At 72.3% G+C, this 15,680-nt stretch carries 14 protein-coding genes; 4 read left to right on the top strand and 10 right to left on the bottom strand.

Features of this window, described 5'->3' with window-relative positions:
* Positions 1 to 93: 93 nt before the first annotated feature.
* From AC1DPN_RS08025 to AC1DPN_RS08005, 5 genes are all read right to left on the bottom strand, one after another.
* The gene (locus tag AC1DPN_RS08025) at positions 94 to 816 is read right to left on the bottom strand and encodes a peptidase (RefSeq protein WP_477084208.1); all 723 of its coding nucleotides are present in this window, start codon (positions 814 to 816) and stop codon (positions 94 to 96) included.
* A 202-nt stretch (positions 817 to 1,018) separates the two neighbouring features.
* On the bottom strand, positions 1,019 to 2,848 hold the full coding sequence (locus AC1DPN_RS08020) for a DUF4012 domain-containing protein (RefSeq protein WP_477084207.1): 1,830 nt from the start codon (positions 2,846 to 2,848) through the stop codon (positions 1,019 to 1,021).
* Between the two features lie 91 nt (positions 2,849 to 2,939).
* Positions 2,940 to 4,265 carry an MFS transporter gene (locus AC1DPN_RS08015; RefSeq protein WP_477084206.1) on the bottom strand — a complete coding sequence of 442 codons (1,326 nt, stop codon included), beginning with the start codon at positions 4,263 to 4,265 and terminating at the stop codon, positions 2,940 to 2,942.
* Positions 4,262 to 4,684, bottom strand: coding sequence for a MarR family winged helix-turn-helix transcriptional regulator (locus AC1DPN_RS08010; RefSeq protein ID WP_477084205.1), 423 nt, complete (start codon positions 4,682 to 4,684; stop codon positions 4,262 to 4,264). The genes AC1DPN_RS08015 and AC1DPN_RS08010 overlap by 4 nt, the downstream gene beginning before the upstream one ends.
* Before the next feature lie 279 nt (positions 4,685 to 4,963).
* Positions 4,964 to 6,289, bottom strand: a complete 1,326-nt coding sequence (locus tag AC1DPN_RS08005; protein ID WP_477084204.1) for a UDP-glucose dehydrogenase family protein — start codon at positions 6,287 to 6,289, stop codon at positions 4,964 to 4,966.
* A gap of 100 nt (positions 6,290 to 6,389) precedes the next feature.
* Here AC1DPN_RS08005 and AC1DPN_RS08000 point away from each other — a divergent pair, with 100 nt between their 5' ends.
* Together AC1DPN_RS08000 and AC1DPN_RS07995 are read left to right on the top strand one after the other, a co-directional pair.
* Positions 6,390 to 6,833: a VanZ family protein gene (locus tag AC1DPN_RS08000; protein ID WP_477084203.1), complete on the top strand. Its 444-nt coding sequence runs from the start codon at positions 6,390 to 6,392 to the stop codon at positions 6,831 to 6,833.
* Positions 6,834 to 6,896: 63 nt separating this feature from the next.
* Positions 6,897 to 7,514 (top strand): arsenate reductase/protein-tyrosine-phosphatase family protein, encoded by a 618-nt coding sequence (locus AC1DPN_RS07995; RefSeq protein WP_477084202.1) that lies wholly within the window; start codon positions 6,897 to 6,899, stop codon positions 7,512 to 7,514.
* A 15-nt stretch (positions 7,515 to 7,529) separates the two neighbouring features.
* Here AC1DPN_RS07995 and AC1DPN_RS07990 read toward each other — a convergent pair whose 3' ends face one another.
* Both AC1DPN_RS07990 and AC1DPN_RS07985 read right to left on the bottom strand, forming a co-directional pair.
* Positions 7,530 to 9,005, bottom strand: coding sequence for an NCS2 family permease (locus AC1DPN_RS07990; RefSeq protein ID WP_477084201.1), 1,476 nt, complete (start codon positions 9,003 to 9,005; stop codon positions 7,530 to 7,532).
* A 189-nt stretch (positions 9,006 to 9,194) separates the two neighbouring features.
* Positions 9,195 to 10,097, bottom strand: coding sequence for a sigma-70 family RNA polymerase sigma factor (locus tag AC1DPN_RS07985; protein WP_477084200.1), 903 nt, complete (start codon positions 10,095 to 10,097; stop codon positions 9,195 to 9,197).
* Between the two features lie 385 nt (positions 10,098 to 10,482).
* Between AC1DPN_RS07985 and AC1DPN_RS07980 the strand changes: the two genes are divergently transcribed.
* Positions 10,483 to 10,644 (top strand): hypothetical protein, encoded by a 162-nt coding sequence (locus AC1DPN_RS07980; protein ID WP_477084199.1) that lies wholly within the window; start codon positions 10,483 to 10,485, stop codon positions 10,642 to 10,644.
* A gap of 40 nt (positions 10,645 to 10,684) precedes the next feature.
* Entirely contained in the window at positions 10,685 to 10,927 is a 243-nt protein-coding gene (locus AC1DPN_RS07975) for a DUF2530 domain-containing protein (protein WP_477084198.1), read from the top strand.
* A gap of 16 nt (positions 10,928 to 10,943) precedes the next feature.
* Here the strand turns inward: AC1DPN_RS07975 and AC1DPN_RS07970 are convergent, their stop codons facing one another.
* Genes AC1DPN_RS07970 through AC1DPN_RS07960 form a run of 3 tightly spaced genes read right to left on the bottom strand, consistent with a single transcriptional unit; the run spans position 10,944 to position 15,581 of the window.
* On the bottom strand, positions 10,944 to 14,189 hold the full coding sequence (locus AC1DPN_RS07970; RefSeq protein WP_477084197.1) for a sacsin N-terminal ATP-binding-like domain-containing protein: 3,246 nt from the start codon (positions 14,187 to 14,189) through the stop codon (positions 10,944 to 10,946).
* Complete coding sequence (locus tag AC1DPN_RS07965) at positions 14,186 to 15,196, bottom strand: DUF3027 domain-containing protein (RefSeq protein ID WP_477084196.1); 1,011 nt, start codon at positions 15,194 to 15,196, stop codon at positions 14,186 to 14,188. The genes AC1DPN_RS07970 and AC1DPN_RS07965 overlap by 4 nt, the downstream gene beginning before the upstream one ends.
* Before the next feature lies 1 nt (position 15,197).
* Positions 15,198 to 15,581: a cold-shock protein gene (locus AC1DPN_RS07960; protein WP_477084195.1), complete on the bottom strand. Its 384-nt coding sequence runs from the start codon at positions 15,579 to 15,581 to the stop codon at positions 15,198 to 15,200.
* Between the last annotated feature and the right edge of the window lie 99 nt (positions 15,582 to 15,680).

The raw sequence follows: 15,680 nt of genomic DNA, 5'->3' as shown, positions 1-15,680 counted from the left end.
TCTCTCAGCCCACACAGCCTTCTCTGAGCCCGGACACGGCGACGCCCGCCCCCTGGTCAGCGAGGGAGCGGGCGTCGCGCGTGTCGTGCTAGGTCAGGCGTTCCGACGGCGCCGCGAGAGCGAGACGATCGTGACTGCCGCGCCACCGAGCACGATGAAGCCGATCGCAGCGGCGAGCAGCGGGGCGTCGTTGCTTCCCGTCGCGGACAGGACGGCATCGGCCGGGTCACCCTCGGCGAGCACCTCGCTGACCTCGGTCACGGTCGGGGACGGAGCCGGGGTCTCGACGAGCACCTCGGTGGTCGGCGGGTTGCAGGCGGCCGTCGCGCCGGGGTACATCGCCGTGGCATCGGCCTCGGGGTTGACCGCGAAGTGGATCGCCATGCCCGCGCGGACCCAGTTGAACTCGTCGCCCTTGGTCCATGTGCCGTCGTCGTTCAGCGTCCAGCCCGGCCAGTCGACGACCTTGCCGTTGGTGATGACGACGCCGGGGAACGTGAGCGTCCCGGTCAGCGGACGGTCGGCGAAGACGATGTCGGGACCGTTCGGGTTCTCGAAGGTGATGGTCACCTTGTCCTTGGTCGTTCCGACGGGCATCGCGTTGTACGTCAGCGTCGGGACGTCCTCCGAGCAGTACGTCGCAACCTCCACCGAGAGCAGGCAGGGTGCGGGGTAGTCGCCGTCGTCGTCGCAGCCGTTCTGCGAGACGGAGGGGCTGGGAGACGGGCTCACAGCGGCAGTGGCCGGCTGTGCTGCGGCAAAGCCCAGGAGGGCCACCACCAGCACGACGATCGCACCGCGAAGCGTTCTGACCATGATCACATCGCCCTTGCTCGAGAATCGGACATTTCAGACGCCCATCATCGCTCCCCGCCGCCCTGTTTCGGGAGGTCAGAACGGGTGAAGCGGGAGAAAACGGTCATATTCACCCATACTTCACCCCATGGGGTGAACAGGCGTCCAACTTCCGGAGGGCGTGCGCGGCGATTGCCCAGGTCAGGGCCGCAGCTCCAGGGCCTCAGGGGCAGCTGGCGGTGACAAATCCGGACTCGGTGAGCGTCGGGGTCGTCCAGACGCTGACGGTGCCGTCCTTGACCGGAACGCGCGTCCAGTAGGTCGCGCGCTCCCCCGGATGGAGGACCGACGTCACGATGTCGACGTCCCGACCGGACGCCGTCCCCGAGTGGCCGGCGACGAACCCGTCGTCCAGGCCGAGCGGACCGAGCGACCCGCCGACGACCGAGTAGACGCTCACGTTCGTCATCAGGCTGCCCAGCGGCAGCCCGCCCTGGCCGGACCCGGTCACGTACGCGGGGTACTGCGCGACGTCCGCCGGAGGGTCGTAGTCCAGGTCGAGCCGCACGGTGGCGGTCGGGGCAGGACCCGAGCACTGCAGGTCCTCGACCGTCACCTTGGTGGTGAGGTAGTAGTCGAGCTTGCCGCCGGTCCCGTCGTTGAGGAACACACCGGTGGCGTCGGGGTAGTCGCCGGAGAGGAAGGCACCGCCGATCGTCGTGCCCTCGAGCGTCGACTGCTCGTCGGGATCGGCGGCCCAGATGCGGATCCGTCCCTCGGAGCCGGCCTTGGTGAGCGCCGTGACCAGTCCGTGGGTGTCCCCCTGCCCGGACCCGACGGCGGCGAAGATCGCCGCGGCCACGTTGGCGTAGAACTGGTCGACCTGCGCGGGGTCCGCGATGTTCATGTACGCGTCGTGCAGCAGCACCCGGACGACGTCCGACGCGTTCACCGTCGTGCCGTCGACGTCGGTCACGGGTCCGGTGGCGTCCAGGAGGTAGCGGGCACCGACGGGGTCCGCGGCGACGACGCCGTCGACGTGCTGACCCATGTCCTGCTCCCAGCGGGCGGCGATCAGCTCCGCGGCGCGCGGGAAGTCGGGGGTGAGGACCGCGTCCTGCACCCAGCGACCGAGCCGGTCGGTGTCGACGTTCAGCTCCTCGTCCGTGAGCGGGAGGATCGACTCCGGGATCCCGGCGAGGTCGATCGTCGAGCGCTGGTCGACCAGCGTCACCGCGCCGTCCTGCGCCTGCAGCACCGCGAAGGCGCCGACGATGCCCCCGGCGCTGCGCAGCTCCGCCGAGTTCAGGGACACCATGAGATAGGTGCGAGGACCGTCCGCGCCGAGCATCGGCGGCAGCAGCGTGGCCACCTGCGCGCCCGCGTCGAGCGCTCCGGTGACCGTGCCGAGCGCCACGCCCACCTTCTCGACCGGTCCCGCGAGCTGCGAGACCAGGGCGCTCGTGTCGATCTGCGCCACGGCGTCCTGAGCCTCGTGCGCGCTGGCGGCCGCCGCGATGATCTGCGGTCCGGCGTCGACGAGCGGAGCGAGGTCCACCCGGCCGTCCGCGCCTCGCGCACCCTCGATGTTGATCACGGCGTTCAGCTTGCTCACGGCGGGCAGCGCGGTCGCGGTCACGTCCTCCAGCGACGTCGACACGATCCGCACGGCCTCGAGGTTGGGGCCGACGAGGGGCAGGTGCTCCGCCATGCGCCAGACGGGGTCGTTCGCGGCGCTGACAGCCCGCGCGAGGTCGTCCTGGACGGCCGGGAGCTGCTGCTCGATCTTGTCCGTGCCGCCGTCGGCGAGGTCCTTCTGCATCGCCACGAAGCCGTCCTGCGCCGAGTACAGCGCCTGCGACGCCTGGATGGCCCGGTACGCGAGCCACGCACCCAGGACGACCAGGACGACGAAAGCCCCGAGGAGCGACCAGACGATCACGCGGGTCCGACGCGAGGCGCCTGCGCCATGCGAGTGCTGCGGCTGGTCGGCGAACGGGAGCGCGTCGAACAGATCACCCGGCTCCGGGGGTCCCGCGACTCTGGCACTCACGGACAGATCGTCACATGCCGGGCACCGTGCCCGACACGGGACGGCGCCGATTCACCCTCGGTCTACCCGGACGGGCAGGGTCCGCGAGCGGTCAGGCGGCGGTCTGGCGGTCCGCGGCCTCGTGCGCGCCCAGCCGAGCGGCAGAGGCTTCGCGCAGGTCACGCGAGCTGACGACCTCGAGGTGAGGACGCGTGCGCACCCGGTACCGGACGCGCACGTCCCAGCGAGACCGCGCCCACAGGGCGGCTCCGGTCGCCACGAGGAGCGCGCTGATCGAGCCGACGCCGATCGCCCAGCGCGGGCCGTACGTCTGGCCGATCCAGCCGACGATCGGTGACCCGACCGGCGTCGCACCGAGGAACACCATCATGTACAGCGCCATGACCCGACCTCGTACGGCGGGGTCGGTCGTCATCTGGATGGTCGAGTTCGCGGCCGTCATCATCGTCAGGCTGGCGAGGCCGACCGGGATGCAGGCGATCACGTACGACGGATAGGTCGGCATGAGGGCCATGACGCCCGTCGCGATGCCGAACCCGAACGCCGAGCCGATGACCAGTCGCACGCGGGGGCGTTCCCGACGAGCCGCGAGCAGAGCGCCGGTCAGCGAGCCGATCGCGAGCACCGAGCCGAGGATGCCGTACTCCCCCGCGCCCCGTCCGAACTCGGTCCGCGCCATCATCGCGCTCGTCAGCTGGAAGTTCAGGCCGAACGTCGAGACGACGCCCACCACGACCATGATCACGAGGATGTCGCTGCGCCCGCGCACGTAGGCGATGCCCTCGCGCAGCTGCCCCTTGGCCCGCACCACGGTCGGCATGGGCCGCATCTCGGAGCGGCGCATCTTGGTCAGCGCGAAGATCGTCGCGGCGAACGTGGCGGCGTTGATGAGGAAGACCCAGCCCGTGCCGACCGCGGCGATCAGGAGGCCGGCGACGCCCGGGCCGATCAGGCGGGCGGCGTTGAACGACGCGCTGTTGAGGCCGACCGCGTTGGACAGCTTGGCGGCGGGCACGAGCTCGGCGACGAACGTCTGGCGCACGGGTCCGTCGATCGCCGTCACGCAGCCGAGCGCCAGCGCGAACAGGTACACCTGCCACAGCTGGGCGTGGCCGGACAGGACCAGCACCCCGAGCCCGGCCGCGAGGATGCCCTGGCCCACCTGGGTGGCGATCAGGAGCTTGCGGCGGTCGACGCGGTCGGCGAGCAACCCGGCCCACGGCGACAGCAGGAGCACCGGCGCGAACTGCAGCGCGGTCGTGATGCCGACCGCGATGCCCGACTCGTCGGTGAGCTCCGTGAGCACCAGCCAGTCCTGCGCGACCCGCTGCATCCAGGTACCGATGTTCGCGACGAGCGCCCCGGCGAACCAGAGGCGGTAGTTGCGGAACTGCAGCGAGGAGAACGTGGGACTCATGCCTGGGCGATCCTCCGGAGCAGCTCGGTGGCGTCGGTGAGCAGCTGCCGCTCCTCGGCCGTCATGGCCTCCAGCTGACCGGCCAGCCAGGTGTTCCGGCGGCGGCGGGTCTCCTCGACCTCGGCCTTGCCGGCGTCGGTCAGCGACACGACCACCTGCCGGCCGTCGGTCGGGTGCGGGTCCTTGGCCACGAGCCCGAGCTCGACCAGGCAGTTCACGGTGCGGGTCATCGACGGCGGCTGGATGCGCTCGAGCTCGGCCAGCTGGCCGGGCGTCAGCGGCCCACGCTTGTTCAGCCAGAGGAGCACCGTGTACTGCGGGTCTGCGAGACCTGCGCCGCCGCGCTCAGCCCGGATGCGTCGCGCCGCCTGGCCGATCGCGATGCGGAGATCGCCGGTCGGGTCAGGGGTCGTGGGCATGATCGTTAGCCTACGTCATTACCTTGCGTAACGAAAGTCGCCGACGATGCAGTGCTCTCACGCGACTCTCGTCGCGAAAAGAGGTCAGGGACGACCCAAGGCCCGGTACGTCCAGCCCGCCGCGCACTGTCCCGTCGCGACAGCAGAGGTTAGGGGCGACCCAGGGCCCGGTACGTCCAGCCCGCCGCGCACTGTCCCGTCGCGACAGCAGGCCTCAGGGACGACCCAGGGCCCTGTACGTCCAGCCCGCCGCACACTGTCCCGTCGCGACAGCAGGCCTCAGGGACGACCCAGGGCCCGGTACGTCCAGCCCGCCGCACGCCAGTGCGCCGGCTCCAGAACATTGCGCCCGTCCAGCATCCGCCGGTGCGCGACCACCTCGCCCAGGGCCTCCGGGTCGAGCGAGCGGTACTCGTCCCACTCGGTCGCGAGCAGCACGACGTCCGCCCCGGTGGCCGCCTCGAGCGCGGTGTCCGCGAAGTGCAGGTCCGGCCACTTCGAGCGCGCGTTGGCGATGGCCTGCGGGTCGGTCACGGTGACGTGGGCGCCCTGCAGCTGCATCTGCGCCGCCACCGACAGCGCCGGCGAGTCGCGGACGTCGTCGGAGTCGGGCTTGAACGCCGCGCCCAGCACCGCGATCCGGCGTCCGACGATCGAGCCGTCGCACACCTCACGGGCCAGGTCCACGACACGCACGCGGCGACGCATGTTGATCGAGTCGACCTCGCGCAGGAATCCCAGGGCGTCGCTCACCCCGAGCTCACCGGCACGAGCCATGAACGCACGGATGTCCTTCGGCAGGCAGCCGCCGCCGAACCCCAGCCCCGCGTTGAGGAATCGACGCCCGATGCGTGCGTCGTAGCCGATCGCGTCGGCGAGGCGCGTGACGTCCGCACCGGTCGACTCGCACAGCTCGGCCATCGCGTTGATGAAGGAGATCTTCGTGGCCAGGAACGAGTTGGCGGCGACCTTGACCAGCTGCGCCGTGGCGTAGTCCGTCACGACGAGCGGGGTGTCCTCGGAGAGCGGGGTCGCGTAGACCTCGTCGAGCGCCGCCTGCGCCTTGACGCCCTCGACGGTCGGCACGCCGTCGGCGTCCGTCGGCAGGCCGTAGACGAGCCGGTCAGGGTGCAGCGTGTCCTGGACGGCGAAGCCCTCCCGGAGGAACTCGGGGTTCCAGACGAGCACCGCGCCCGTGCCCTCGAGCACCTCGGCGATCGCCTCGGCCGTCCCCACCGGGACGGTCGACTTGCCCGCGACGACGTCGCCCGGACGCAGGTGCGGCCGCAGCGCGTCGATCGCCGAGTTCACATAGGTGAGGTCCGCGCGGAACTCACCGTGCACCTGCGGGGTACCCACGCAGACGAAGTGGACGTCCGCGCCGGCGGCGTCGGCGATGTCCGTGCTGAACGCCAGCCGGCCCGTCCCGCCGGCCTCCAGGAGCAGCTCGGGCAGCCCGGGCTCGTAGAACGGTGCCCGGCCCTGGCGGAGGGCGTCGATCTTCCGGTCGTCGACGTCGATACCGATGACGTCGTGTCCCAGCTTCGCCATGCTCGCGGCGTGCACAGCGCCGAGATACCCGCAGCCGATGACGGACAGTCTCACAAGTTGCTCCCTCGGGTTTGAATTTCTGACTGGAATCTACCCGGCCCGCGCACGTCCGTGAGCGCCTCGGACGGCTGAGGCCTCGGCTAGCGTTCGACGCGTGCCGCAGACCACGTCCCGGCGCGTGGTCACGACAGCGCTGGTCGTCTACCTCGCCCTCGTCGCACGCCTGACGCTGTGGCCGGCGCCCGCCCCCTCGTCCACGTTCGACGTCGTCCGCGCGGTCCTCGACTGGCTGTCCGGATGGGGGGTGCCCATCACCTACGCGGGACTCGAAGCCGGCGCGAACGTGGTCATGTTCCTCCCGTTCGGCGTCCTCGTCGGACTGCTCGTGCGACGGTCCTGGCTGGTGGTCGTGCTCGGGTTCGCGCTCTCGGCGACGATCGAGCTGGCCCAGCTGCTCTTCCTCCCGTCACGCGTGCCGACCGTGCAGGACGTGGTGCTGAACACCCTGGGCGCCGCGCTCGGAGTGCTCGGCCTGCGGCTCGTGCGGTCGGTCGCGGCTCGTCGTGAAGCCGCGGCGACGCGTGCCACCACAGGCTGATCTTTCTGCTCCGATCGGGTGCGAGTGGATGTCTGCGCGCCTGCGACCAGGGATCATGGGAAAATGACCCCCTCCGACGTGGCCGAGCCCCTGCGCGTCCTCGTCGTCTGCACAGGCAACATCTGCCGCTCCCCCGCGGTCGAGCGGCTGCTGTCCGCGCGCCTCGGTGCCGCGTTCCAGGGGCGCCCCGCGGTCGGCACGCTGATGCCGGCGATCGAGATCGGCTCGGCGGGCACGGGTGCCCTCGTCGGCCGCCCGATGACCCGTGCCATGGCGCAGCTGGTCGAGCTGAACGGCGGCGACCCCTCCGGGTTCGTGAGTCGCCAGCTCGAGGCGTCGATGATCCGGTCCGCCGACCTCGTCATCGCCCTGACCCGCAAGCACCGCGCCGCCGTCGTCGAGCTGGTGCCGGCGGCGGTCCGGCGCACGTTCGCCCTGCGGGAGCTCGCACGGCTCGCCGCCGACGTCGAGCCTGCCGCCCTCCCCGGCGCGAACGCCACCACCGCCGACCGCCTGCGCGCCCTGGTGCCGTTGGCCGGGCAGCGTCGCGGGCTCGCGTCGTTCCGGCCCGCCGACGACGACGTCATCGACCCGTTCCGGGGCGACGCCGCCCTCTACCAGCGGTCGGTGGACCAGCTGCTCCCGGCGGTCGAGACCTTGACCGCGGTCGTCCGCCGCTGACCCCGGGCTGGCCGGCTAGATGTTCAGCCAGGCCTTGATCGGGCCGAGCAGGAAGTAGACGACGAACAGCGCGGACGTGATCCACATGAAGGTGTGGATCTCGCGGACCTTGCCGACGGCCAGCTTGATCGCGACGAACATGATGATCCCCGCGCCGATGCCTACGGTGATCGAGTAGGTGAAGGGCATGAGGACGATCGTGAGGAAGGCCGGGATGGCCACCTCGTAGTCGCGCCAGTTGATGCCGGTGATCTGCGTGACCATCAGGAAGCCGACGACCACGAGGGCAGGGGTCGCCGCCTCGAACGGGACGAGCTCGACGAGAGGCGCGAGACAGGTGGCGACGAGGAACGCCAGTCCCGTGACGACGGAGGCGAGGCCCGTGCGTGCGCCGTCGCCGACGCCTGCGGCCGACTCGATGTAGGAGGTGTTCGACGACACGCTGCCGGCGCCGCCGGCCGCAGCGGCGATGGAGTCGACGACGAGGATGCGGGTGGTCGCGGGCGGGTTGCCGTCCTTGTCGAGCAGGCCGGCCTCGCTTCCGACGGCGACCATGGTCCCCATCGTGTCGAAGAAGTCGGCGAGCAGGAGCGAGAACACCAGCAGGATCACGGCGACGAGGCCGATCGACTTGATGGAGCCGAAGAGCGAGAACTGGCCGACGAGCGAGAAGTCCGGCGTCGCGAAGATGCCGCCGGACGGCCAGTGCGGCACCACGAGCCCCCATCCGGCGGGGTTGTCCGCGGACTTGGTGCCGAGGTCGCCGACCAGCTCGACGATCAGCGCGAGGACCGTCGCGGACACGATCGCGATGAGGATCGCGCCGTTGACCTTGCGCACCATCAAGATGACGGCGACGAACAGGCCGAAGACGAACACGAGCAGCGGCCAGCTGCCCAGCGACCCGCCGATGCCGAGCTCGACGGGCGTCGCCAGGCTCGCAGGGATCCGCACGAAGCCGGCGTCGACGAGCCCGATGAACGCGATGAACAGACCGATGCCGACGCTGATGGCCGTCTTCAGCTCGCGCGGGACCGCACGGAACACCGCCGTGCGCAGCCCGGTGAGCACGAGAACCAGGATGATCAGGCCCTCGAGCACGACGATGCCCATGGCGTCCTGCCACGACATGTCAGGCAGCGCCGCGATCGAGTACGCGACGACCGCGTTCAGCCCGAGGCCCGCGGCGAGCGCGAGCGGGAAGTTCGCGACGACGCCCATGAGGATCGACATCAGGCCCGCGACCAGCGCGGTCGTCGCGGCGACGGCGGCGAGGTTCGGCTCGCTGCCGCCGCCGAGGAACGCCCCGTCACCGGACTTGACGGTCCCGATGATCAGCGGGTTCAGCACGATGATGTAGCTCATCGTGAAGAACGTGACCAGGCCACCCCGCACCTCGGTGCCGAACGTGGAGCCCCGCTCAGAGATGCGGAAGTAGCGGTCGAGGGCGTTTGCTGGACGGGCGTCCTGCTTGGTGGAGGTCGAAGCCATGCGCGCAGTGTGCCAGAACCGCAGTCGAAGGCTCAGCCCGCAATCAGCGGCGGTCTCAGATGACGAGCAGCGAGAACTTCCCCGCGCCGTACCCGGCGGCCTCCGTGTCCAGTTCGGTGCGTCGCACGTACGCGAGGATCCATCGCGCGACGTCCCCGGCGAGAGACAGGCGTCGAGGCCCGTCGGCCGTCAGGCGGCGTACGCCTGGCCGCCGGCCTGCCGCGAGGCGAGCTCGCGCACAGACTCTCCGGCCGACGCGGCGTGCTGCGACGGGATGATGCCGCGGGGCGCCATCGATCCGATCGGGGCCATGGCGGCCCGCGCGGCGACGGCCGCGAAGTAGTTCTGCCGACGACGCTCGGCCACTCCGTCGGGGCGGTCCGCGACGGGAAGCAGGTCGGGGTCGAGACCGGCGTTCAGCCCGTCGCGCAGGAGGGACAGCGCTTCCGTGCGCAGCTGGCTGATGCGGGACTGGGTGACCCCCAGCTCGTCGGCGAGCTCGGCGACGGAACGATCCTGCAGGAAGATGCGGTCGACCACGACGCGCAGGCGCTCGGGAAGCGTGTGCACGGCCGCCCGGAGCCAGCGCAGGCGCTCGTCGGAGAGCAGGACCTCTTCGGGGTTCGGGCTGGCGTCGCGTACCAGCTCGGCGACCGGCGTCTCCGTCGAGTCGATGGAGAGGACCCGGCGGGCGGCGTCCTTGCTGGCGCGGTCGACGGCGGCCACGTCGGTGCCGAGGGCGCCGGCGAGCTCCTGGCGGCTCGGCGCGCGGCCCAGGTTCGCGGTGAGCCGCTCCGAGGTCGAGGCGAGCTCGCGCACCCGGGACCGTGCGCCACGCGTCGCCCAGTCCATCGAGCGCAGCTCGTCGACCAGCGCGCCACGGATCCGCAACGACGCGTAGCGGGCGAACGGGACACCCGTCGTCGGGTCGTAGGCGCGGGCCGCGAGGACGAGCGCGAGGCTCCCGGCGGAGACGAGCTCGTCGCAGGAAACCGACGGCGGAACCCGGTGCAGCAGCTCACTCACGGCGAACCCGACGAGGGGCATGTTTGCGACGACAAGGTCATCGACGGAGGGGGTCTGCGTGGTCACAAGGGAGTCGCTCGGCCCTCGCGACCGGGTCCTTGAGGGGTACTTCGAAGCCGATATCAATTGATGTCGAGTCATGGGACAGCCCTTTCCCATGACTACCCCGTGATCACGCGGAACTTCCGGGGTAGGTGTCTGCACCCCTCGCGAACCGTGTGATCAGCGTCACAGCGTTTGGGACTCCGAACTCCTTGTTCCGCGGAATCTTCACGGTCTGGCGCAGGGCAAGCGCTTGCTAAGTCGAGTCATAGGTTACGTCACCGAAAATCGGGCACACATGACACAAGTCGATATTCCAGAGCCATCACCATCGCGTAGTCACGATCCGATGGGTGGCTGCAGAGGAACACGAGCCCGACGGGATCGGGCCAGGAGAGGAGACCGGACCATGTCACTGGCGCAGCTGTCCGGCGTGCTGTGGCGCGAGCGGAACCTGCTGGGCATCGAGGCTGTCGCCGCGGGTCTCGAGCCCTGGGACGTCGCGCACGCCTACCTCGCCGCGGTCCCGTCCCTGGCCGTCGCGACCTCCACGGCCGGCTCGTCGCGCTGACCTCGTCCTACGGCCCCCGACCGCGGGCTACCCTCGTCCGGTGCCGTCCCGCTTCTCGATGCTCAACCCGCGTCGCACCCCGCCCCCGCCCGTCCCGGTCGACTTCGCCCGGGTCATGCGCATCGGCACGCTCGTCTGGGTCGCCGCGCTCGTCGTGACCCTCGTCCTCGCGGCGACCGGGGCGATCGCCTGGGACGCCGTGTGGGTGTGCGGTGTCGGCGCCCTGCTCGGGCTCCTCGGCCTGCGATGGGCCCGACGGCACCCACCGGTCGACGCCTCGTAGCGTCCGGCCCTTCCGATCAGTCGTCGAGGGCCGCGTCCAGCGCCAGCTCGGCAGCACGCTCGGGCGCGACGAGCACCGCCTCGACGGCGCTGCGGGCCCACCAACGTCCCGCCGCCTGCGCGAGCCCGGAGGCCAGTCCGGCCACGTGCACCGTCCGCACCACAGCGTTCCGGCCGCTGCCCGTCACCCACCAGTCCACCGGCGACCCGTCGACGGTGAGCTCCTCGTGCTCGACCCAGGTCGTCGGTGCGCCCGGCAGCAGCGCGGCCACGTCGAGCGGCACCGGCGTCACGACGCCGTCCTGCTCATGATCGACCACGCCGGCGGCCAGCTCGGCGACGAGCGGGACGTCGAGCATCCGGGCCAGCACCTCGGCGCGCGCCGGGGTCGACGGGACCATCGCCGCGACGTCGGTGCGCTGCCACCACATCGGCTGGTCGGCCACGGCCGCGTCGTCAGCGTGCACCATCGCCACCCTGCCCGCCGCGACGATCGCGGGGACCCGCTCCGGCCCGTCGTCGAGCCGCCCGGGACCGCCACCGGCCGCGGCGACCCGGACCGCGGTCGCGGAGATCCCCCGCCACAGCGCGACGGCCGTCGACGCGTCGATCGGCGTCCCCGCCGGGCCGAGCGCGTCGAGCAGCTGAGCCCACTCCTGCGGACCGAGGTCGTCGAGCGCGGCGATCCCGCCCAGGGCCACCTGGACGGCCGCGTCCAGCCCGCGCAGGACGTCCGGCACCGGTGGGAGCACGCGGCGCATCGGGGCGCCCTCGGCGCGACCGGCACCCGTGTCGTCGTCGTCCGGCGTGCTCTCGTCGTCCGGTGCGGTCTCGTCGTCCGGTGCGGTCTCGTCGTCCGGTGCGGTCTCGTCGACCGCGAAGATCCCGCCCAGCTCCTCGGGGCCGCGCTCACGCAGCCACCAGGCCGTGTACGACGGCGCCGTCGCGCCGCGCTCACCGCGCACGGGTTCGAGCAGCGCGCGCCGTAGGTCGGGAGCGCCGGCGACCCGGAGCAGCAGCTCGTGCCAACGGTCGGGGTCGACCGCGTCGAGGTCGGCCACGGCGACCGCGTCGCCCACGTACTCGCCAGGACCGAGCCGGGTCGAGAGGACCCCGAGGTACTCGGTCCAGCCGTCGAGCGACTGCGCGGCCAGGCTCGCGTCGTCGGTGCCGTCCGGATCGACGACGGCGGGCTCGGCCACGACATCGGTGAGGCGCACGAGGGCGAGGTCGTCGCGGACGCCTGCCGCGACGAGCGTCGCCGAGCCCCAGCGCTCGACCGCCTCGGCCGCGACGGGCGCGAGGACCCGCCCGTCGAGCAGCCGCGCCGCTGGTCCACCCGGCAGGACGAGCCCGTGCGCGGGCGTCGGCTCGCCGTCGGCGGCGGGCAGCGTGAGCAGCCCCAGCCACGGCGCGGCACCGGCGGCTGCCCCGGCCGCGTCGCGCGGATGGCTGTCACCGACGACCGCGCGCAGCACGGCCAGCACGGCGTCCGTGACCTCGTCGGCCAGCTGGAGGTCGTCGTCGTCGGCCTGCTCGAGCACCGCCGACCGCAGCGCGGGGTGCTGCAGCAGGCCGCGGGCATCGGGGGCGTCCGCGCCGAGCCGGGCCAGCACGGGGTGCGCAGCCGCGGGATCGACCACACGAAGCCCCCAGCGCCCCAGGTCAGCGAGCGCGTCCGGTCCGACGGCGTCCGCGACCTCGGCGTCCAGGAGCACGAGCCCCCGTGCGCCCCGGACCACCCGGCCGTCCGCGAGCGGGACCGGAAGTGCACCGAGCGCCTCACGGTCGCGCGGGTCGTCGGCGAGCGGAGCCAGGGCGTCGTACAGGGCCTCCCACCCGTCGTCGTCGACCGCGGGGATCTCCTCGACGACGTCGGCGAGCCCACGCACCTCGACACCCAGCACGCGAGCCTGCGCCTCCTGGCCCGCGGGGACCACGACCAGGCCTGCGATCCGGCGGCCCAGCGCCGCGACCGCGCGCAGCTCGTGACCGGCGGGGCCCGCGAGCATCACGGCACGCTGAGGCGCGACGAGCGCGCGGTTCGTCGCGGCGTCGTCGGCACCGACGGCATCGTCAGGGGTGGGGTCCAGCGACGACGCGCGCACCAGCAGCGGGGTGCGCGCCAGGCGGTCGACGAGCCGTTCCCGCAGCGCGCCGTCGAGGGCCCCGGCCGCGAGCGCCGTCGGAACGAGCGCCAGCGCACCCTCGGAGTCCCCCGCGAGCGCCCGGTCGTGCGCCAGCAGGGCGTAGGTGTCGGCCGCGTGGTCGAGGACGGCGTCGGCCAGTCGCCCGGGGGCGACGTGCCGGCGGCTCGGGTCGAGCGGCAGGGTCGCGACGAGGAGCGCGGGGACGCTGCAGGGCTCGTCGGTCGGGGTCGGCGCGTGGACCACCCGCGTCCAACCGGCGACGGTCCGCGGCACGGCCCACGTCACACGCCAGGTCCGGGCGGCACGCTCCTCGACCGGCCGGTCGCTCAGCAGGTCCAGCGGCAGCTCGCCCTGCGCCGACCGGACGAGCCAACGCTCCTGCACGTTCGCGACCCGCCGAGGAGGGTCGTCCGACGTGTTGTCCTCGACCAGGATCTCGACCAGACCCGGGAGCGCGAGCAGCAGCGGGTCTCCGACGTCGCGCAACAGCCCGCGCACCTCGTCGGCAGCGACCTCGTCGCGCAGCTCCAGCACGACCGCGGTGTCGTACCCCGCCGGGGGTCGGCCCTCGGCCGGGAACGGCAGTCGCAGAGCGGGCAGCGACCCGTCGCGACGTCGGACCTCGTCGTCGAGTCCGGCGTTGTCGGTGACCTCCGCGAGCAGCCCCGACGTGTCGCGGACCGAGAAGCGCACCCCGCCCGTCGTCGAGAGCAGCGAGATCTCGTCGGACACCGCCCGGACGGCCGCGAAGCCCACCCCGAACCGTCCGACGAGCCCCGCGTTGGTCGCGTCGCCGCGCTTGGCGGACGCGCGCATCGACGACAGGGACGCGACGCCGTCCGCCTCGAGCGGGTCGCCCGTGTTGGCGGCGACGAGGACGAGGGTCCCGTCGTCCGAGCGGTCGAGCCGAAGCAGCAGCCGCCCGGGTACCTCGGCACGCGTCGCGGCATCGGCGGCGTTCTGCGCGAGCTCGACCACCACGCGGTCGCGGTAGTAGCCGCGGGCGTGGTCCTCCTCGGTGTTGGCGTCCTCCCTCAGCCGTGCGGGAGAGGCGCGCCACGCCCCCAGGACGGCAGCTCGCAGGGCTGCCGTTCCGAAGGCGTCCGGGGTCACGACTCGGGTGGTGCCGAGGCGTCGAGCTCTGCGGAGCCGGCGTCCGGCTGGTCGATCGGCTCCTCGTCGCCGGTCGTCGTGTCCTCGGCGGCCGGGTCGACGGCCACGGCAACCTCGGAGTCCGGGTCGACCGTCACGGCGATCTCGGCGTCGGCGTCGGTGGGCAGGTCGACCGGGAGCTCGACGTCGCCGGGCACGTCCGCGGACGCGGACTCCTCCGGAGCGACAGCCGCCCCCGCCGGAACGGCAGCGTGGGCCACGGGCGGGACCAGCTCGAGCTTGAGCTCGTCGATGAGCGGGTCGGGCGCGGGCCAGTCGGTCGGCAGCGTCTCGGCATCGGTCTCGGAGTGCGCACCGCAGCCGTGGTCGAGGCTCACGACGGTGCCGTCGTCAGGAGACCACTCGTTCGCGCAGACACCGAAGACGGTGCCCAGCGAGCCCTGCAACGGCACGAGGAACCCGCAGCTGTAGCAGGCGGCGGCCGAGGCCACCGCACCGGCGCTCGTCGGACCGTGCGGGCCGCGGTACCAGCGTGCCGCGGCCTCGTCGCGACCCTGCGGGGCGAGAACCCGCACCCGGGCCAGCGCGAGCTCGTCGATGGCGACCGAGTCCAGCTCGGGGTCCCCGCTCGGCGTCCAACCCGGCTCGAGCCGGGGGTCGTCCGCGCGGAACGGCAGCACGTCGCCGGGTCCGATGTCGCCGGGACGGATGCGCTCCGACCACGGCAGCCAGGCCTGCCCGAGAACCGCGTCGGGCCCGGGCAGCAGCTCTGCCTCGCAGACCGTCGCGGTCCGGCTGCGCGGGATGCGCGCGACGGTGACGGTCCACTCCCACCCGCGGTAGCCGCGTGCGGTGGACGCGAACCGGTGCGAGACGAGGCGCTCGCCCTCGACGACCAGGCCGAGGTACTCACCGACGTCGGCCGGGTCCTCGGCGAGCTCGATGGCGACCTCGCGGGCCAGGTCGACCGCGGAGCCGAGGACGGCGTCCTTCGTCGCTGCGGGCATGTCAGGCCTCGATGTCGTCGGCGACGGCGCGCAGCAGGGTGGCGTACTGGGCGCCGCGGGCCTTCTCGGGGTAGCGGCCGCGACGCAGGTCGTTGCCGATCTTGTCGAGCACCTTGATCAGGTCCTCGATGATGACGGCCATGTCGTCGGCCGGCTTGCGCGCCGCCTTCGCGACGGACGGGACGGGGTCGAGCAGCTTGACCGAGAGGGCCTGCGGCCCGCGGCGACCGTCGGCGACACCGAAGTCCACCTTGGCGCCCGGCTTCGGCGCCGTGACACCTTCGGGCAGCGCGGAGGCGTGCAGGAAGACCTCGCCGCCGTCGTCGCTGGCGATGAACCCGAAGCCTCGCTCGGTGTCGAACCACTTGACCTTGCCGGTGGGCACGGTGAACCCCTGTCCTGAGTAAGAGACGTACTGTCCAAGGCTACCGGGCTGCGCACCCGACCGGCGCCGTCGCCCGTTCGGGTGCGGGAACGTGTGCTC

The sequence above is a fragment of the Cellulomonas sp. P4_H4 genome (genome assembly GCF_056400865.1).
The sequence above is the reverse complement of the archived record's forward strand: the minus strand, read 5'-3'. Positions and strand labels throughout refer to the sequence as shown.

Coding starts and splice junctions, on each gene's coding strand:
- AC1DPN_RS07990 (WP_477084201.1), bottom strand. CDS start 9,005: ATGGCTTCGACCTCCACCAAGCAGGACGCCCGTCCAGCAAACGCCCTC.
- AC1DPN_RS08025 (WP_477084208.1), bottom strand. CDS start 816: ATGGTCAGAACGCTTCGCGGTGCGATCGTCGTGCTGGTGGTGGCCCTC.
- AC1DPN_RS08015 (WP_477084206.1), bottom strand. CDS start 4,265: ATGAGTCCCACGTTCTCCTCGCTGCAGTTCCGCAACTACCGCCTCTGG.
- AC1DPN_RS07995 (WP_477084202.1), top strand. CDS start 6,897: ATGACCCCCTCCGACGTGGCCGAGCCCCTGCGCGTCCTCGTCGTCTGC.
- AC1DPN_RS07965 (WP_477084196.1), bottom strand. CDS start 15,196: ATGCCCGCAGCGACGAAGGACGCCGTCCTCGGCTCCGCGGTCGACCTG.
- AC1DPN_RS07980 (WP_477084199.1), top strand. CDS start 10,483: ATGTCACTGGCGCAGCTGTCCGGCGTGCTGTGGCGCGAGCGGAACCTG.
- AC1DPN_RS08010 (WP_477084205.1), bottom strand. CDS start 4,684: ATGCCCACGACCCCTGACCCGACCGGCGATCTCCGCATCGCGATCGGC.